The organism is Streptomyces sp. NPDC051172 (assembly GCF_040682555.1).
In the GTDB taxonomy this organism is placed as follows: domain Bacteria; phylum Actinomycetota; class Actinomycetes; order Streptomycetales; family Streptomycetaceae; genus Streptomyces.
This window is the reverse complement of record NZ_JBFBBE010000006.1, coordinates 76,098-94,848: the sequence shown is the minus strand read 5'-3', so window position 1 is coordinate 94,848 and position 18,751 is coordinate 76,098. Positions and strand designations below refer to the sequence as shown.

Genomic DNA, 18,751 nt, shown 5'->3' with positions numbered 1-18,751 from the left:
ATCGGTTGAGGTAACACGGGTGGAGTGTCCGACGATAGGAGCCTGGGGCATCAAGCCCGCCCCGCCTCCGACTCCGAGAGACGTAGCGTGCTCATACGACTTCTGCGGACCTACCTCAGGCCCTACAAGAAACCCATAGCCCTGTTGGTGCTGCTGCAGTTCCTGCAGACCTGCGCCACCCTCTACCTGCCCACGCTGAACGCTCACATCATCGACAACGGTGTCGTCAAGGGTGACACCGGCTACATCCTCTCCTTCGGCGCCCTGATGATCGGCATCTCGCTGGCGCAGGTCGTCTGCAACATCGGCGCCGTGTACCACGGCGCCAAGACCGCCTCCGCGGTCGGCCGGGACCTCCGGGCGGCGGTGTTCGACCGAGTGCAGTCCTTCTCGGCGCGGGAGGTCGGGCAGTTCGGGGCGCCCTCCCTGATCACCCGTACGACCAACGACGTACAGCAGGTCCAGATGCTGGCCCTGATGACGTTCACGCTGATGGCGTCGGCGCCCATCATGTGCGTGGGCGGGATCGTGCTGGCGCTCGGCCTGGACGTGCCGCTGTCCGGGGTGCTGGTCGCCGTGGTGCCCACGCTGGGCATCTGCGTGACGCTGATCGTACGGCGGCTGCGGCCGCTGTTCCGGGCCATGCAGGTGCGGCTCGACACGGTGAACCGGGTGCTGCGGGAGCAGATCACCGGCAACCGCGTGATCCGGGCGTTCGTGCGGGACGATTACGAGAAGGATCGTTTCCGTAAGGCGAACACCGACCTCACCGAGATGCAGCTGGCCACCGGCAACATGCTCGCGCTGATGTTCCCGATCGTGATGACGGTGGTGAACCTGTCCTCGATCGCGGTGGTGTGGTTCGGCGCGCACCGCATCGACAGCGGTGGGATGGCGATCGGTGATCTGACCGCGTTCCTCGCCTATCTGATGCAGATCGTCATGTCCGTGATGATGGCCACCTTCATGTTCATGATGGTGCCGCGCGCGGAGGTGTGCGCCGAGCGGATCGAGGAGGTCCTCGGGACCTCGTCGAGCGTGGTGCCGCCCGTCGCGCCGGTCACGGAGCTGCGCCGGCACGGGCACCTGGAGATCCGGGGCGCCGGGTTCCGCTATCCGGGCGCCGAGGAGCCCGTGCTCAAGGGCATCGACATGGTGGCGCGGCCCGGCGAGGTGACCGCCGTCATCGGTTCGACCGGCAGCGGCAAGTCCACGCTGCTCGGGCTGGTCCCGCGGCTGTTCGACGCGACCGACGGCGAGGTGCTCGTCGACGGCACGAACGTGGCGACGCTCGACCCGAAGCTGCTCGCCAGGACGGTCAGCCTGGTGCCGCAGAAGCCGTACCTGTTCGCCGGGACGGTCGCGACCAATCTGCGCTACGGCAATCCGGACGCCACCGACGAGGAGCTGTGGCACGCGCTGGAGGTGGCGCAGGCCAAGGACTTCGTCGAGCGGCTGGAGAACGGCCTCGACTCCCCCATCGCACAGGGCGGCACGAACGTCTCCGGCGGTCAGCGGCAACGGCTCTCCATCGCCCGGACGCTGGTGCAGCGCCCGGAGATCTACCTCTTCGACGACTCCTTCTCCGCTCTCGACTACGCGACCGACGCGGCGCTGCGGGCGGCGCTCGCGCAGGAGACCGCGGAGGCGACCGTCGTGATCGTCGCCCAACGGGTGGCGACCATCCGGGACGCGGACCGGATCGTCGTACTCGACGAAGGACGTGTCGTCGGGACCGGCCGGCATCACGAGCTGATGGCGGGCAACGAGACCTATCGGGAGATCGTGCTCTCCCAGCTGACGGAAGCGGAGGCTGCCTGATGGCCGGGCCGATGGCACGGATGATGGGTCAGGGCGGGGGCCCCGACAGCCGTTCTATGGACTTCAAGGTGTCGGGCAAACGCCTGATCTCCCAGTTCAAGCCGGAGCGGCTGACCATCTACGTACTGCTGCTCTGTGTGGTCGTGAGCGTGGGTCTGAACGTGGTCGGGCCGAAGATCCTGGGCAAGGCCACCGACCTGGTCTTCGCCGGCATCATCGGGCGGCAGATGCCGTCCGGGGCCACGAAGGACGAGGTCCTCGCGTCCATGCGGCAGCGGGGGCAGGGCCAGATCGCCGACATGCTCCGCAGCACCGACTTCACCCCGGGCAAGGGCATCGACTTCGGCGCGGTGGGCGACGTACTGCTGATCGCGCTGGGCACGTTCTTCGTCGCCGGTCTGCTGATGGCGGTGGCGACACGGCTGGTGAACCGGGCCGTGAACCGGACCATGTACCGGCTGCGCGAGGACGTGCAGGCGAAGCTGTCGCGGCTGCCGCTGTCGTACTTCGACAAGCGGCAGCGCGGCGAGGTGCTGTCCCGGGCGACCAACGACATCGACAACATCGGGCAGACGCTGCAGCAGTCGATGGGCCAGCTCATCAACTCGCTGCTGACGATCATCGGTGTGCTGGCGATGATGTTCTGGGTGTCGTGGCTGCTCGCGCTGGTGGCGCTGGTCACCGTGCCGCTGTCGTTCGTGGTCGCCACGCGGGTCGGCAAGCGGTCGCAGCCGCACTTCGTGCAGCAGTGGCGCTCCACCGGCAAGCTCAACGCCCACATCGAGGAGATGTACACCGGCCACACGCTGGTGAAGGTGTTCGGGCGGCAGGAGGAGTCGGCGAAGCAGTTCGCCGAGCAGAACGACGCGCTGTACGAGGCCGGGTTCAAGGCGCAGTTCAACAGCGGGGTCATGCAGCCGCTGATGATGTTCGTGTCGAACCTCAACTATGTGCTGGTGGCGGTCGTCGGCGGGCTGCGGGTCGCCTCGGGCGCGCTGTCGATCGGTGACGTCCAGGCCTTCATCCAGTACTCGCGGCAGTTCTCGATGCCGCTGACGCAGGTCGCGTCGATGGCGAACCTGGTGCAGTCGGGTGTCGCCTCGGCCGAGCGGATCTTCGAACTCCTGGACGCGGAGGAGCAGGAGGCGGATCCGGCGCGCGGGGAGCGGCCCGAGGAGCTGCGCGGGCGGGTGGAGCTGGAGAACATCTCCTTCCGCTACGACCCCGAGAAGCCGCTGATCGAGGACCTGTCGCTGAAGGCGGAGCCCGGGCACACGGTCGCGATCGTAGGCCCGACGGGAGCGGGCAAGACCACCCTGGTCAACCTGCTCATGCGGTTCTACGAGGTCTCCGGCGGGCGGATCACCCTCGACGGCGTCGACATCGCGACGATGTCCCGGGACGAACTGCGGGCCGGGATCGGCATGGTGCTGCAGGACACCTGGCTGTTCGGCGGCACGATCGCGGAGAACATCGCGTACGGCGCCTCGCGGGACGTCACGCGCGGCGAGATCGAGGAGGCGGCGCGGGCGGCCCACGCGGACCGGTTCATCCGGACGCTTCCCGACGGCTACGACACCGTGATCGACGACGAGGGCACGGGGGTCAGCGCCGGTGAGAAGCAGCTCATCACCATCGCGCGGGCGTTCCTGTCGGACCCGACGATCCTGGTGCTGGACGAGGCGACCTCGTCGGTCGACACCCGGACCGAGGTGCTGATCCAGAAGGCGATGGCAAAGCTGGCGCACGGGCGTACGTCGTTCGTGATCGCGCACCGGCTGTCGACGATCCGGGACGCGGACACGATCCTGGTGATGGAGAACGGGGCGATCGTGGAGCAGGGCGCGCATGCGGAGCTGCTTGCCGCGGACGGTGCCTATGCCCGGTTGTACAAGGCGCAGTTCGCGCAGGCGGTGGCCGAGGTGGACTGAGCGGGTCGCCCGACGTCGGGGTGCCGCTCTCTTTGGGACGGGTGCCGCCCCAGCGGCACCCTGCGCTCAGCTGCGCGCCCGAAGGGGCGCGGGGAACTGCGCGACCAGCCCCCACCGGCCCGCGGACGGCGTCAGTCCAGATAGCCCCTCAGCTGGTCCGCGAATGCGTGATCCCGCAGCTTGTTCAGGGTCTTCGACTCGATCTGCCTTATCCGTTCCCTCGTGACACCGAAGATGCGGCCGATTTCCTCCAACGTGCGGGGGCGGCCGTCCGCGAGGCCGTAGCGCAGCTGGACGACCTTTCGTTCGCGCTCGCCGAGCGTGGACAGCACCGCCTCCAGATGCTCGCGCAGGAGCAGGAACGCCGCCGACTCCACCGGCGAGGTGGCGTCGCCGTCCTCGATGAGGTCGCCGAGGGCCACGTCGTCCTCCTCGCCCACCGGGGCGTGCAGGGAGACCGGCTCCTGGGCGAGGCGGAGGACCTCGCTGACCCGCTCGGGGGGCAGGTCGAGCTGGTCGGCGACCTCTTCCGGCGTCGGCTCGTAGCCGCGTTCCTGCAGCATGCGGCGCTGAACGCGGACGACCCGGTTGATCAGCTCGACCACGTGGACCGGGACCCGTATGGTGCGGGCCTGGTCGGCGAGAGCCCGGGACATGGCCTGGCGGATCCACCAGGTCGCGTACGTCGAGAACTTGTACCCGCGGGCGTAGTCGAACTTCTCAACGGCCCTGATCAGGCCCAGGTTTCCCTCCTGGACCAGGTCGAGCATGGTCAGCCCGCGGCCGACGTACCGCTTGGCCACGGACACGACGAGCCGCAGATTCGCCTCGATGAGGCGGCGCTTGGCCATCCGGCCCATGACGACCAGGCGGTCCAGATCCAGGGCGAGCTGGCTGTCCAGGTCGGGTGCGGTGCTGAGCCTCTCCTCGGCGAACAGGCCGGCCTCGACACGGCGGGCGAGCTCGACCTCCTCGGCCGCGGTCAGCAGGGGGATACGGCCGATCTCACGCAGATACTGGCGGAACAGGTCCGAGGACGGGCCGCCGGTGTCGGCGGAGCGGGCACGCGGCGGCGCCACCGGCTCGGGGTCCTCCGCGGCCTCCAGCGCCGCTGCGAGCGGTTCGGCCGGCTCGGGCGGGCTCTCGGGCTCCGCCTCGGGGTGGTGCGCGACACGGGTCTGCGGGGGGACGGCGACGAGAACGTCGGTCGCGGCGTCCGGCTCCGTGCCGTCCGTACTTGTGTCGGTCTGGGTGAGGGTCTGGGTCTGCACGGGGGCGACCTCCAGGATGATCGCTGCTGAGGTGTGCGGCAGCGCTGCTTCGGGAGCGGAGTCGACGGCCTCGCCGCTGTCCGTCCCGTACGCGATGAGCGGAACCGCGGGGTTGTGCGACCCGTGGGGGACGGGTCCGCCGCGCTCCGAGGACTCAGGCACCGGACCCAGTGTGGAGTACGACACATCGCCGCCACGAGGGGCGTGCGGTGACTTTTTGCAATCGGGCCGTGACCGGGCGGTTACCGCGGCGTACGCGAAGAGGTCAGAGGGCCGCGGCTCCGTGCTCGCGCAGCGCCTGGTCGTACTGCTGGAGCACCCACAACTCGTTCTGTACGGCGGCCAGTTGCGCCGGGTCCCCGTGGGTGCCGAGGCGGGTGAGGGTGCTCTGGATGTCGCGGATGCGGCGCTCCACGGCCCGGCGGCGGACGGTCACGAGCTGTTCGCCCGCATAGTTCTCGTCGACCGTGCGGCGCATGATCGCCTCCACGGCCAGCTCCGTGACCATGGCGCGGACCGTGTCGTCGGGTGCGGCTTCGCGGACGCGGACGAGGTAGTCCTGTGCGTCCTGGACGCCGTACTCCGCGCCGCCCGCCTCCATGATCGCCTGGCGTACGGCGGCGTAGGGCGCGGCGGTGAACTCGTCGATGCCGTAGGCGTCGAAGGCCGGGGAGACCAATTCGGGGCGCTGGAGGGTCAGTTTGAGGAGTTCGCGTTCCGTGGCGTAGACCGGGTTGCGGAGGTTGAGTGCCGGGCCGGACGGGCCCGAGGAGCGGGGCGCGGCCTCGTACGACTGTGGGCCGCGCGCCGGGGCCGGGCCCTTGCCGCCGCGGTCACGGGCCCAACGGGCCAGCTGGGCCACCCGCTTGACCACGAACTGGGTGTCGAGGATGCCGAGCATGCCGGCGAGCTGGACGGCGACCTCGTGCTGGGCGCCGCTGTTCTTGATGCGGGCGACGATGGGGGCCGCCTCGTCCAGGGCGGCGGCCCGGCCGGCGGGGGTGTCGAGGTCGTAGCGGACGACGATCTGGCGCAGGGCGAACTCGAAGAGCGGCGTGCGGGGTTCGACGAGGTCGGCGACCGCCTCGTCGCCCTTCGCCAGGCGCAGTTCGCAGGGGTCCATGCCGTCCGGGGCGACGGCGATGTAGGTCTCGGCGGCGAACTTCTGGTCGTCCTCGAAGGCGCGCAGGGCCGCCTTCTGGCCGGCCGCGTCGCCGTCGAAGGTGAAGATGACACGTGCGCTGCCGTTGTCCATCAGCAGGCGGCGCAGGATCTTGATGTGGTCGCCGCCGAAGGCCGTGCCGCAGGTCGCGATCGCGGTGGTGACGCCGGCCAGGTGGCAGGCCATCACGTCGGTGTAGCCCTCGACCACCACCGCGCGGCTGGCCTTGGCGATGTCCTTCTTGGCCAGGTCGATGCCGTACAGGACCTGGGACTTCTTGTAGATCGCCGTGTCGGGGGTGTTGAGGTACTTGGGGCCGTTGTCCGCCTCGTAGAGCTTGCGGGCGCCGAAGCCGACGACGTCTCCGCCGATGTCGCGGATCGGCCACATCAGGCGGCCGCGGAAGCGGTCGATGGGGCCGCGGCGGCCCTCCTGGGAGAGGCCGGAGAGCAGGAGCTCCTTGTCGGTGAAGCCCTTGCCGCGCAGATAGCGGGTGAGGTGGTCCCAGCCCTGGGGGCTGTAGCCGACGGAGAAGTGCTCGGCGGCGGACTGGTCGAAGCCGCGCTCGGCGAGGAACTTGCGGCCGGTGTCGGCCTCCGGGCTGGTCGCGAGCTGTTCGACGTACCACTGTGCGGCGATCTTGTGGGCCTCGACCAGACGGATGCGCTCGCCGCGCTGGTGGGACGGGTTGTACCCGCCCTCCTCGTAGCGCAGGGTGATGCCGGCCTGGCCGGCCAGGCGCTCGACCGCCTCGGAGAAAGAGAGGTGGTCGACCTTCATCACGAACGTGATGGTGTCGCCGCCCTCCTGGCAGCCGAAGCAGTGGAAGAGCCCCTTGCTCGGGCTGACCTGGAAGGACGGCGACTTCTCGTCGTGGAACGGACACAGGCCCTTGAGGTTGCCACCGCCCGCGTTGCGCAGCTGGAGGTACTCGGACACCACGGCGTCGATCGGGACCGCGTCCCGTACCGCCTTCACGTCCTCGTCGTTGATCCGTCCTGCCACGTGGTGATTCTACGGGGACGGACCGACAGCCTCGGTTCTCAGGAGACGAGGCTGTCGAGCGGAACGTGCGGGTCCGCCAGGGCCTCCGTGTTCACCTGTGTCTTCGAACGGATCAGTTTCTGGATGGGGTCTGTGACGTCCCACACGTTCACGTTCATCCCGGCCAGCACCCTGCCGTCCTTGATCCAGAAGGAGATGAACTGACGCTTGCCCGCGTCCCCTCGGATCACCACTTCGTCGTACGACCCCGCGGGCGCCCACCCGCTGTACTCCATCCCCAAGTCGTACTGGTCGGAGAAGAAATAGGGCACACGGTCGTAGGTGACGTCCCGGCCGAGCATGGCGCGGGCCGCCGCCGGGCCGCCGTTGAGCGCGTTGGCCCAGTGCTCCACGCGGAGGTGGGTGCCGAAGAGGGTGTGCGGGAAGGACGCCACGTCACCGGCCGCGTAGATGTCGGGGTCGGAGGTGCGCAGACGGTCGTCGACCACCACGCCGCCGCCGTGTGCACGGTCGGCGATCTCCAGTCCGGCGGCTTCCGCGAGGCCGATGCGGGGGGCCGCGCCGATCGCCGCGAGGACGTCGTGCGCGGGATGCTCCTCGCCGTCGTCGGTGCGGGCCGCGAGGACCATGCCGTCCTGGCCGACGATCTCCGTCAGCTGCGCGCCGAAGTGGAAGCGGACGCCGTGCTCGCGGTGCAGCTCGGCGAAGAGGTTGCCGAGCTCGGGGCCGAGGACCGCATACAGCGGGGTCTGCGCGGCTTCGACGACGGTGACCTCGGCGCCGTACTCGCGGGCCGCCGCCGCGACCTCCAGACCGATCCAGCCGGCGCCGGCGATCACGATGTGCCCGTTGTCCCGGCCGAGGGCGGTCAGCACGTGCTTGAGCCGCTCGGCGTGCGCGAGACGGCGCAGGTGGTGGACGCCGGCCAGGTCGGTCCCGGGGATGTCGAGGCGGCGCGGCTCCGCACCCGTCGCCAGCAGGAGCTTGTCGTAACGGACGAGGGTGCCGTCCTCGCCGAAGCGGACGGTCTTCGCCTCGCGGTCGATGGCGTCGACGGTCTCGCCGAGGTGCAGCTCGATGTCGTTCTGCGCATACCAGGCCGGCTCGTGGACGAAGACGCTGTCGCGCTCCTCCTTGCCGAGCAGATAGCCCTTGGAGAGGGGAGGGCGCTCGTACGGGTGGTCGCGTTCGTCGCAGATCAGTATCACGCGCCCGGTGAAGCCCTCCGCTCGGAGCGTCTCGGCCGCTTTCGCGCCGGCGAGACCGCCTCCGACGATGACGAATGTCTGATCCGCGTCGACCACTTGATGCCTCCTACCGGGGGGGTCTGGGGGGTATCACCCCAGAGAAACACAGCACACAGCGGGTGCCGCCACATGCGAGCGTCCCGCACGGAGCGTGAGGGGGGAAGAGGGAGTGGCCCGATCAGGCCACGGAGGGTCACATTCGGGCTCGTTCGGAGTCCCCCGTGTCCCGTCAGTCTCACAGATGCCCGGTCAGACGCGCGTGAAGCGAACGGGCCGAAGCGTCGGTGAGGGAGGCGATCTGGTCGACGATCACCCGCTTGCGGGCGCGGTCGTCGGCCGCCCGGTCGAACAGGGCGCGGAACTGGGGGTCCAGGCCGTCCGGGGCGCGGGCGGTGAGCGCCTCGGCCAGCTCGGCGACCACGATCCGCTGATCGGCCCGCAACAGCTCCTGTTCGGCGCGCTGCATGACGTACCGGTCGGCCACGGCCTTGAGGACCGCGCATTCCAGCCGCGTCTCGTGCGGTACGACGAGTTCGGCGCCGTAGCGGGTGAGGCGGCCGGTGCCGTACGCCGCGCGCGTGGCGGTCTCGGCGGCGAGGCAGAAACGGCCGATGAGCTGGCTGGTGGCGTCCTTGAGGCGGGCCTGGGCGACCGCGGAGCCGTCATAGCCGTGCGGCCACCACTCCTGGTCCTGGAGGCGGTCCAGGGCGGCGGCGAGTTCGGCCGGGTCGGTGCCGGCGGGGACGTAGCGTCCGACGGCGACCGCGAAGACCGCCTGGCGTTCGGGCTCCGCGTGCAGGCAGTTGGGGTCGATGTGACCGGCGTGCAGGCCGTCCTCCACGTCGTGCACCGAGTACGCCACGTCGTCGGACCAGTCCATGACCTGGGCCTCGAAGGTGGTGCGGACGCCCGGGGCGTCCTTGCGGACCCAGTCGAAGACGGGCCGGTCGTCCTCGTAGACGCCGAACTTGCGGGATGCCGGGTCGGTGGGGTGGGCGCCTCGGGGCCAGGGGTATTTCGTGGCGGCGTCCAGGGCGGCGCGGGTGAGGTTGAGGCCGACGGAGCCTTCAGGGGTGAACCGCTTGGGTTCGATGCGGGTGAGGAGTCTGAGGGATTGCGCGTTGCCTTCGAAGCCGCCGCAGTCCTCGGCGAATTCGTTGAGCGCCTGTTCGCCGTTGTGGCCGAAGGGGGGGTGGCCGAGGTCGTGGGAGAGGCAGGCGGCTTCCACCAGGTCTGGGTCGCAGCCGAGGGCTGCGCCCAGCTCGCGCCCTACCTGGGCGCACTCCAGGGAGTGGGTGAGGCGGGTTCTGGGGCTGGCGTCCCATGCCTGGCTGCGGGTTCCTGGGGTGACGACCTGGGTTTTGCCTGCCAGGCGGCGGAGCGCTGAGCTGTGCAGGATGCGGGCGCGGTCGCGTTGGAACGCGGTGCGGCCGGGACGTTTGTCAGGTTCTGGGGCCCAACGTTCGGTTGACGACAGGTCGTACGGCATGTCTCGACAGTAAGGGCAAGGACTGACAATCCGCGTATTCGTCTGCCGAGATCTGTTGACGGGCGGCTGCGGATCGTTTGTGGCTGGTCGCGCCCACGCGGCGGAGCCGCAAATCGATACAGCCCCGCGCCCCTAAAAGACTGCCGTCACCCGGCGGTTCAAGCCGACGCCAGTTCCGTTGCCGTACTGATCGGTGTCGCGAGTGCCTGGTCGTAGCGGTGGAGTACGAGCTTCGCCATCGCCGGGTGTGTGCCCAGCGGGGCCGAGGCGATCCAGGGGGCTGCTTCCGCGGACTCCGTGGCGAAGCGGCCGGGAGCTGTGAAGTACGAAGCCACCGCCACCCGGTGTCGGCCGCTCGCGGTCAGGGCGCGGACGGCGTCCGGGACCGTCGGGGCGGCCGTGGTGGCGTAGGCCGGGACGACCGGGACTCCCAGGCGTTCCGAGAGCAGCTGGGCCGTGCGGTTGGTGTCGATCTTGGACTCCGGGTCGCGGGAGCCTGCCGCCGCGAGGACGACCGCGCTGGTGCGGCGGGCGGCCTCGTCCATGCGGGTGCGCCAGCCGGCCTCGACCAGGCGGTCGTGCAGGGTCTCCACCAGGAGGGGGTGCGGGCCGAGGGCGCCGGCCACGCGCGTGCGTACCTGCGATTCGGCGGCCATCTCGGGGATGTCCCGCTTGATGTGGTAGCCGCGGCTGAGGAGGAGGGGGACGAGGACGGCCTCGCGGGTGCCGAGAGTCGCGAGGGTGTCGGGGAGCAGCGGGTCGTTCAGCTCGATGTGGCCGAGGTGGACCGGGAGGCCGGGGCGCTGCTCGCGGATGCGGTCCAGGAGCGTACGGACGGTGCTCAGGGCGCGCGGGTCGCGGCTGCCGTGCGCGACGACGACCAGCGCGGGCGGGGCCGGGCGTCGCCTGCCGTTCAGGGAGACGAGGCTGAGCTGGCTGGCGAGCTGGCTGCTGATCCGGTTCATGAGGTGCGCCGTACTGTCGAGGTGGGCGGTCCGGGACTCGTCGCGAGGAGGGTTCGACGCCGTCATGGACCGATGGTGGCGGCCGGAGGTTGCCGCCCCGTTGCATGAGAATGACGGGTGTTTTCCGGCGGTTCACGGTGGGGTGCATGGGGTGTGTGAGGGGACCTGACCTGCGGTTTCCTGCCTCGGAGTGAACCTGGTCACGTATCGTGTGCCGAACCGCGGGGCCTGACAGGACGTCTCTGACTGTCGAAAGGCAGGCCGGAAAGCAGGCCGGAGAAGGGGGACCGATGCGCAGACCACGCCTGCCACGCACGCGTGCCGGGCAGCGGAGGCTGGTGCAGGCCGTGATGGCCGGGTGTGTGCTGGCGCTGCTGCCGGTGACCTGGTTGTACGTCACGACGGGTGACCGGCTGCGGACGACCGCCGACGCGCCCCGCACCGAGGTCGCCGTGGTCTTCGGCGCGGGGCTGTGGAACGGCGAGCCCTCCCCGTACCTCGCGAACCGTCTGAAGGCGGCAGCCGAGCTGTACCGCGAGCACCGCGTCGATGTCGTTCTCGTCACCGGCGACAACAGCCGCAAGGACTACGACGAGCCGGACGCCATGCGCACGTATCTGAAGAAGCACGGTGTCCCGGACCGGCGGATCGTCAGCGACTACGCGGGCTTCGACACCTGGGACTCCTGCGTCCGCGCCAAGAGGATCTTCGGCGTCGACAGGGCCGTGCTCATCAGCCAGGGCTTCCACATCCGGCGGGCGGTCGCCCTGTGCGAGGCGGCGGGTGTCGACTCGTACGGCGTCGGGGTCGCCGCCAAGCACGACGTGACCTGGTACTACGGCGGTACCCGTGAGATCTTCGCGGCCGGCAAGGCGGCTCTGGACGCCGTGTTCCACCCGGACCCGCAGTTCCTCGGGCCGAAGGAGACCGGGGTTGCGAAGGCGCTCGCCGACGCCCGGTGAAGGGCGCCTCACCGCCGCTCCCGGCCGGGCGGGAGGCCGCCGTGCCGCCCGTGTAACAAGGAGCCGTCCCGCACGTAACACAGCCGAAGCACGCTGAGTGGCATGGAGATCTCCGCGACGCCCACGCACTGCCCGTACTGCGCCCTGCAGTGCGGGATGAACCTGACGCCCGCGCCGGACGGCACGGTCGAGGTGAGCGAGCGCGCGGACTTCCCGGTGAACCGGGGTGCACTGTGCGGCAAGGGCCGTACCGCGCCGGCCGTGCTCTCGTCCCGCGTGCGCCTGACCTCCCCGTTGGTGCGCTCCGAGGGCACGCTGGTGCCCGCCACCTGGGACGAGGCACTGGACCGTGTCGCCGAGGGACTGCGCCGGACGCGTACGGAACATGGCCCGGACGCGGTCGGCGTCTTCGGCGGCGGCGGCCTCACCAACGAGAAGGCGTACACGCTCGGCAAGTTCGCCCGGGTGGTGCTCGCCACCTCGCAGATCGACTACAACGGGCGCTTCTGCATGTCGTCGGCCGCGGCGGCCGGCACCAAGGCGTTCGGCCTGGACCGGGGGCTGCCCTTCCCGCTGGAGGACATCCCGAAGACGGGCTGCGTGATCCTGGTCGGCTCGAACCTCGCGGAGACCATGCCGCCCGCTCTGCGGTTCTTCAACGAGCTGAAGGAGAACGGCGGCACGCTGATCGTCGTCGACCCGCGCCGCACGAAGACCGCCGAGCAGGCCGACCTGCATCTGGCGCCGAGGCCCGGTACGGATCTCGCGCTGGCCCTCGGTCTGCTGCATCTGGTCGTGGCCGAGGGGCGGGTCGACGAGGCGTACGTCCAGGAGCGCACGGCCGGCTGGGAGGACGCCCGGGCGGCGGCGATGGCGCACTGGCCGGAGTACGTGGAACGGATCACGGGGGTGTCCGTCCCCCAACTCCGGGAAGCCGTACAGCTGTTCTGCGAGCCGGAGAACGCGATGGTGCTGACCGCGCGCGGGCCCGAGCAGCAGTCCAAGGGCACGGACACGGTCGGCGCGTGGATCAACCTGTGCCTGGCGACCGGCCGCGCGGGCCGCCCGCTGTCCGGGTACGGCTGTCTGACCGGGCAGGGCAACGGACAGGGCGGACGTGAACACGGCCAGAAGGCCGACCAGTTGCCCGGCTACCGCAAGCTGGACGACCCGGCGGCGCGGCGGCACGTGGCCGAGGTGTGGGGCGTGGACCCGGACTCGCTTCCCGGGCCGGGGCGCAGTGCGTACGAGCTGCTGGACGCCCTGGGCACGGACATCAGGTCCCTGCTGCTGATGGGGTCCAACCCGGTCGTCTCGGCGCCGCGTGCCGCGCACATAGAGGAGCGCATCAAGTCGCTGGACTTCCTGGCCGTCTGTGATGTCGTCCTGTCGGAGACGGCGGCGCTGGCCGACGTCGTGCTCCCGGTGACGCAGTGGGCGGAGGAGACCGGCACGACGACCAACCTGGAGGGCAGGGTGCTGCTGCGGCGGCGCGCGATCACTGCTCCCGACGGTGTCCGCAGCGATCTGGAGGTCATGCACGAACTGGCCCGCCGGCTCGGTGTGGAGAAGGGCTTCCCGACCGACCCGGAGGAGGTCTTCGAGGAGCTGCGGCGGGCCTGCGCGGGCGGGCCGGCCGACTACTCGGGGATCACCTACCGCAGGCTGGCCGAGGAGAACGGGGTGTTCTGGCCGTGTCCTGCGGGCCCGGAGGACGGCGAGGACACCTCCGCTGCCCAGAAGGTCTCCGCGGACGCCCACCCCCACCCCGGCACCCCGCGCCTCTTCCTCGACCGTTTCGCCACCCCGGACGGCCGGGCCCGCTTCGTGCCCGTCTCGCACCGGGCGTCCGCCGAGGAACCGGACGACGAGTATCCGGTGCTGCTGACGACCGGCCGGGTCGTCGCGCAGTACCAGTCCGGCGCCCAGACCCGCCGCGTGGACGAGCTGAACGCCGCGGCGCCGGGACCGTTCGTGGAGCTGCACCCGCGGCTCGCTGCGCGGCTCGGGGCGGCGGAGGGCGACCCGTTGGCGGTGGTCTCCCGCCGGGGACGGGCCGTCGCACCGGCCCGCATCACCACCTCGATCCGCCCGGACACGGTCTTCATGCCCTTCCACTGGCCGGGCGAGGGCCGCGCCAACACGCTCACCAACCCGGCCCTCGACCCCACCTCGCGCATGCCGGAGTTCAAGACGTGTGCGGTGCGGCTGGAGACGGTTCAGTCGTAGCCGGGGCAGGCGGACTCATCTGACCCGCCAGTCGCCGCTCTCGATCAGCTTCCCGCGGGCCCGCAGGCGTGCGGCGACGGCCGGGGCGGCGACGTACACCCAGGCGCGTACGGCCGTGTCCTCGCCCTCGCGGATCACCTCGCGTTCGACGCGCTCGTAGAGGTTGCGCGGATCCCCGGGGGCGTACTCCTCCAGCCGGTCGAGGACGACGAGCAACTCCTCGCACATCTCCGGCATTGCGGTCACGAGTTCCCCGTACACCACTCCGCCGCGCTCCTCGACGGCGTACGGATAGCCGGGCCCGTCGTACAGGACCGCGCCGTTCAGCCGCGCCGGCTCCTCGGCCTCGGTGCAACCGCGCAGAAACAGGTCGTGGTTGACCTCGCCGGGGAGGAGGGTGCCGTAGACGAAGAACGGGAGTCTCACAAAAACGATTCTCTCTCCTCACACACCCCCTCCCATACCTCCCGGTACGCGCTATGGACCTCGCCCTGTCATGGCCCCTTGAATCGTCGTCATCACCTGCGCGCTCCCCCCACGCCCTCCGCACGCCCCCACGCGCCCGTTGGCGCCTTCTCGAGGAGATCGATGAGCCGGATACGTATCGACGTCCGAGGTTCCCGTCGGCTCGCCGCCCTCGGCGTGGCCGCCACCACCGCCAGTCTGCTGGCAGCGGCCCTCTCCCCCGCCGCGGTGGCCGACGAACAACCGACCAGGGCGGGCGCGATCGCGAACGCTGCATCGGCGCTCCTGGCGCACGCCGCGAGCCTCGGGCTCACCTCCGAAGAGGGCACGAAGGTGCGGGACGTGATCGTCGACAAGGACGGCACCCAGCATGTGCGCTACGACCGGACATACCGCCAACTCCCGGTACTCGGCGGCGACTTCGTGGTCCACTTGGCCTCGAACGGGACGTACCGCAGCACCGACCGGGCGACGCGGAGCCAGATATCCCTCGCCTCGATCGTCCCCTCCATATCGGCCCCGAAGGCCGCCGACCTCGCGGCGAACGCCCTGCGCGCGGTCAACCTCGGCCAGACCCTGAGGAAGCTGACGGCCAGGCCGGAGCTGGTCGTCGACGCCCTGCACGGAACGCCGAAGCTGGCGTGGCGGACGAAGGTCGCGGCCAAGGACTCCCTGGGCAACCCGGTCTCCCGCACCGTCCTCACGGACGCCCGCACGGGCCATCAGATCGACGCCTGGGACGACATCGAGACGGCGACGGGCGACGGCAAGTCGCTGTACAGCGGGACGGTGCCGCTGGAGACGACGCTGTCGGGATCGACGTACCAGCTCAAGGACGCGACGCGCGGCGGGACGTACACGGGTGACGCGGCGAACCAGACGGACCTGTGTTTCCTGACCAGCATCTGCGTCAGCCGCGCCCCGTCGACCGTGTTCACGGACACGGACAACCACTGGGGGACGGGGACGGACGCCGACCGCGCCTCCGCGGCCGTGGACGCCCAGTACGGCACCGACATGACCTGGGACTTCTACAAGAACTCCTTCGGCCGCAACGGCATCGCGAACGACGGCAAGGGCTCCTACAACCGCGTCCACTACGGCAACAAGTACAACAACGCCTTCTGGGACGACAGCTGCTTCTGCATGACGTACGGCGACGGTGACGGCACCACCCTCGGCCCGCTGGTCGGCCTGGACGTGGCCGGCCACGAGATGACGCACGGCGTCACCTCCAAGACCGCGGCCCTGACGTACTCGGGCGAGTCCGGCGGCCTCAACGAGGCGACGTCCGACATCCTCGGCACGCTGGTGGAGTGGTACGCCAACAACCCGTCGGACCCCGGGGACTACCTGATCGGCGAGAAGATCGTGCGGTCGGGATTCGGCCAGGCCGCCCTGCGCTACATGGACAAGCCCTCCAGGGACGGCAAGTCGGCCGACTACTGGAGCTCGTCGGTGGGCAACCTCGACGTCCACTACTCCTCGGGGGTCGCCAACCACTTCGCCTACCTCCTGGCGGAGGGCAGCGGCGCGAAGACCATCAACGGCGTCAGCTACGACTCCCCGACGTACAACGGCAAAACGGTGACGGGGATCGGCCGGGACAAGCTCGGCCAGATCTGGTACCGGGCGCTGACGGTCTACATGACGTCCTCGACGAACTACGCGGGAGCGCGTACGGCGACGCTCAGCGCGGCCAAGGACCTGTACGGCGCCGGGAGTGCGGAGTACAACGCGGTGGGGGCGGCCTGGAGTGCGGTCAACGTCAACTGATCGACCGTTCAGTGAGCGCGCGGACGGCCGCCTCGGTGATCGACCGGGGCGGCCGTCCGGCCGTTCTCGTCACCAGGGCCGGTCGCCCGCAGGCTGTATGCGTCTCATGCCCCGTACGGCCGCTTCTCCCGCGCCTCCCGCAACGCCCTCCCCCACCACACCAACTGATCCAGCATCACCTTCGCCGCCGCCTGAGGGCCGGACGGATCCTTGAGGCGTCCCTCCTCGAAGGACGCCCCCGCGTTGTGGAAGGACACCGTGTCGCGGAGGGTGACCGCGTGGAGTTCGGCGAAGACCTGGCGGAGGTGTTCGACCGCGCGCAGGCCGCCCGAGACACCGCCGTACGAGACGAGGGCGACGGGCTTGGCCTGCCATTCGGTGAAGTGCCAGTCGATGAGGTTCTTGAGGCCGGCCGGGTACGAGTGGTTGTACTCGGGGGTGAGCACGACGAAGGCGTCGGCGGCCGCGAGTTTCGGGGTGACAGAGGAGCGGGCCGCGGTCGCCTCTGAGGTAGGGGCGAAGGTCGTGGGCAGGTCCGCGTCGGCCACGTCGACGACCTCGGGGAGCAGGTCGTCGCGGTCGCGCATGCGGTCCAGGAGCCAGTCGGCCACGACAGGGCCGAAGCGGCCGATGGGGGTCCCCCCGCTCGAGCGAAGCCGAGAGTGGGGGAGGTTGCTGCCGACGACAAGGGTGACGGCGAGAGGGGCTTCGGTTTCGAGGGTCGCATCTGTGGTCTGCATGCGCCCCAGCCTCGTACCTCAACCTTTCTTGAGGTCAAGAACGGCCTTCCTTGAGGCCGCGTGCGCGCCGCGATCACCGGGGTCACCCGTTCACACGCGCGCCCTGCGCCCATCGGGTGCTGTTCCGCCGAGCCTCCGTCATACGCCGGTGACCTGCTGAAAGTCGGCCCGAGCGAACCGCGCCGCGCACGGATCTGACACCCATTCACCGCATTTCTGACGGACCTTCAGGAAGCGGTCTCGCGCAGCTGGCACTTACCTCGGAAGGGCAGGGGACACCGAAGAGAGCTCGGAGGAGCATCGATGCGACGTACCGCCCGTCTGCTGACCGGTACCGCCCTCGCCGTCGCAGCCGCGGGCTTCGTGGCCGCGCCCGCGTACGCCGCCGACGACGACGGCGGCGGCGGCGGCGGTCTGGAGGTGTTCCCCTCCCAGGCCGTGCCTGGCACCCAGATCACGGTGAACACCGCGGAGTGCGGCACGGAGGGCACGGCGGCCGGCGACGCCGGAGCGGTGGGGGCTGGTGTCTTCACCCTGGCGCCGAGTGCGCACGACGGCGAGGCGGTCGGACAGTTCCGGGTGCCACCGAGCGCCCAGCCGGGGACGTACGAGATCGTCGCGCAGTGCGCGGAGGGCGACCGGCAGGTCACGGGCGACCTGGTGGTGACCCTGACGGCGGTCCACGGGCAGGAGCCCCGCGGAAGTGTGAAGACGGGGGTCGGCGGCGCCCTGGGCCCCGATCCCGTGCAGACCGCGGCCGGCGTGACGGCTCTCGCCGTTGCCGCCGCGGGCGGTACCTGGCTCCTGCATCGCCGGGCGAGAGGCGACGGGATCTGACGGACGCCCTCCGCTGTCCGTCCGCCGGTACCGCATGTCCCTCCCCCTCCGGGTCCGACGCCCCTCGCGGCTCGGAGGGGGCCGGGTACGACCGCTCGAGTCAGGTAGGAGGCTCGCGTGCGCAGAGTCAGCAACGGCGCGATAGGGACCGCCACCGTGGTCGCCCTGTGCTCCGGCGCGTGGCTGCTCGGGGGCGGAGTCGGGATGCACGCCCCGCCGCAGCCGTCCGCCGCGCAGGCGGCCCGCACCGGCCACGGCGGCCAGCCGCGCGGCGCGCCCGCGCTGCCGCCCTCGCCGCCCGACCGCATCCGCATCCCGTCGATCCACGTCGACGCGCCCCTCATGGGCCTCGCGCTCACCCCGTCGGGCAGCCTCGGTGTGCCGCCCGCCGCGAAGCGGAACCTCGCGGGCTGGTACGAGGCCGGCACCACCCCCGGGGAGAAGGGCACCGCCGTCGTCGCGGGCCATGTCGACAACGCCGACGGCCCCGCCGTCTTCTACGACCTCGGCGCCCTGAAGAAGGGCAGCCGCATCGAGGTGGACCGGCGGGACGGCAGCACGGCGCTCTTCTCGGTGGACGCGGTCGAGGTGTACGACGCCGAGCACTTCCCCGACGAGAAGGTGTACGGCGCCTCGGACCGCCCCGAGCTGCGCGTGATCACCTGCGGCGGGGGTTATTCACGGTCGACCGGCTACGAGGGCAACGTCGTCGTCTTCGCGCACCTCACCGCGAGCCACTGAGAACAGCCATCGCGGACGCTGAGCACCCCCGCCGCGATGATCCGCCCGCACGGCACCGACTCCCTATACGCGGTGTCCACCCCAACGCCGCACCACTCGCGCTCGACCGG

Annotated in this window: 14 protein-coding genes; 7 read left to right on the top strand and 7 right to left on the bottom strand. The window is 70.5% G+C overall.

Annotated features, from left to right (window positions below):
• The first annotated feature begins 87 nt into the window (after positions 1-87).
• Complete coding sequence (locus tag AB0N07_RS05250; RefSeq protein WP_365832243.1) at positions 88-1,821, top strand: ABC transporter ATP-binding protein; 1,734 nt, start codon at positions 88-90, stop codon at positions 1,819-1,821.
• Positions 1,821-3,752, top strand: coding sequence for an ABC transporter ATP-binding protein (locus AB0N07_RS05245; protein WP_365832241.1), 1,932 nt, complete (start codon positions 1,821-1,823; stop codon positions 3,750-3,752). The genes AB0N07_RS05250 and AB0N07_RS05245 overlap by 1 nt, the downstream gene beginning before the upstream one ends.
• A gap of 131 nt (positions 3,753-3,883) precedes the next feature.
• On the opposite strand, the gene AB0N07_RS05240 is transcribed toward AB0N07_RS05245, so the two are convergent.
• The 5 genes from AB0N07_RS05240 to AB0N07_RS05220 form a co-directional block, all read right to left on the bottom strand.
• Positions 3,884-5,185, bottom strand: coding sequence for an RNA polymerase sigma factor (locus AB0N07_RS05240; RefSeq protein ID WP_365832239.1), 1,302 nt, complete (start codon positions 5,183-5,185; stop codon positions 3,884-3,886).
• A gap of 103 nt (positions 5,186-5,288) precedes the next feature.
• The gene (gene dnaG / locus AB0N07_RS05235) at positions 5,289-7,190 is read right to left on the bottom strand and encodes a DNA primase (RefSeq protein ID WP_365832237.1); all 1,902 of its coding nucleotides are present in this window, start codon (positions 7,188-7,190) and stop codon (positions 5,289-5,291) included.
• Positions 7,191-7,228: 38 nt separating this feature from the next.
• Positions 7,229-8,494, bottom strand: coding sequence for an FAD-dependent oxidoreductase (locus tag AB0N07_RS05230; RefSeq protein WP_365832235.1), 1,266 nt, complete (start codon positions 8,492-8,494; stop codon positions 7,229-7,231).
• A 178-nt stretch (positions 8,495-8,672) separates the two neighbouring features.
• Positions 8,673-9,926, bottom strand: a complete 1,254-nt coding sequence (locus AB0N07_RS05225; RefSeq protein ID WP_365832233.1) for a deoxyguanosinetriphosphate triphosphohydrolase — start codon at positions 9,924-9,926, stop codon at positions 8,673-8,675.
• 158 nt (positions 9,927-10,084) lie between these two features.
• A complete protein-coding gene (locus tag AB0N07_RS05220) occupies positions 10,085-10,957 on the bottom strand; it encodes a sirohydrochlorin chelatase (protein WP_365832231.1) in 873 nt (290 codons plus the stop codon).
• Positions 10,958-11,181: 224 nt separating this feature from the next.
• On the opposite strand from AB0N07_RS05220, the gene AB0N07_RS05215 reads away from it, so the two are divergent.
• Positions 11,182-11,853 (top strand): ElyC/SanA/YdcF family protein, encoded by a 672-nt coding sequence (locus AB0N07_RS05215; RefSeq protein WP_365832229.1) that lies wholly within the window; start codon positions 11,182-11,184, stop codon positions 11,851-11,853.
• 102 nt (positions 11,854-11,955) lie between these two features.
• Complete coding sequence (locus AB0N07_RS05210) at positions 11,956-14,082, top strand: molybdopterin oxidoreductase family protein (RefSeq protein WP_365832227.1); 2,127 nt, start codon at positions 11,956-11,958, stop codon at positions 14,080-14,082.
• 15 nt (positions 14,083-14,097) lie between these two features.
• On the opposite strand, the gene AB0N07_RS05205 is transcribed toward AB0N07_RS05210, so the two are convergent.
• Complete coding sequence (locus tag AB0N07_RS05205) at positions 14,098-14,508, bottom strand: gamma-glutamylcyclotransferase family protein (protein WP_365832225.1); 411 nt, start codon at positions 14,506-14,508, stop codon at positions 14,098-14,100.
• Between the two features lie 162 nt (positions 14,509-14,670).
• Here AB0N07_RS05205 and AB0N07_RS05200 point away from each other — a divergent pair, with 162 nt between their 5' ends.
• Positions 14,671-16,323, top strand: a complete 1,653-nt coding sequence (locus AB0N07_RS05200) for a M4 family metallopeptidase (RefSeq protein WP_365832223.1) — start codon at positions 14,671-14,673, stop codon at positions 16,321-16,323.
• Between the two features lie 104 nt (positions 16,324-16,427).
• On the opposite strand, the gene AB0N07_RS05195 is transcribed toward AB0N07_RS05200, so the two are convergent.
• Positions 16,428-17,063, bottom strand: a complete 636-nt coding sequence (locus AB0N07_RS05195; protein WP_365832221.1) for an NAD(P)H-dependent oxidoreductase — start codon at positions 17,061-17,063, stop codon at positions 16,428-16,430.
• Between the two features lie 303 nt (positions 17,064-17,366).
• Here AB0N07_RS05195 and AB0N07_RS05190 point away from each other — a divergent pair, with 303 nt between their 5' ends.
• Together AB0N07_RS05190 and AB0N07_RS05185 are read left to right on the top strand one after the other, a co-directional pair.
• Complete coding sequence (locus AB0N07_RS05190; RefSeq protein ID WP_365832219.1) at positions 17,367-17,900, top strand: hypothetical protein; 534 nt, start codon at positions 17,367-17,369, stop codon at positions 17,898-17,900.
• A 117-nt stretch (positions 17,901-18,017) separates the two neighbouring features.
• Positions 18,018-18,641 carry a class F sortase gene (locus tag AB0N07_RS05185; protein WP_365832217.1) on the top strand — a complete coding sequence of 208 codons (624 nt, stop codon included), beginning with the start codon at positions 18,018-18,020 and terminating at the stop codon, positions 18,639-18,641.
• The last annotated feature ends 110 nt before the right edge of the window (positions 18,642-18,751 follow it).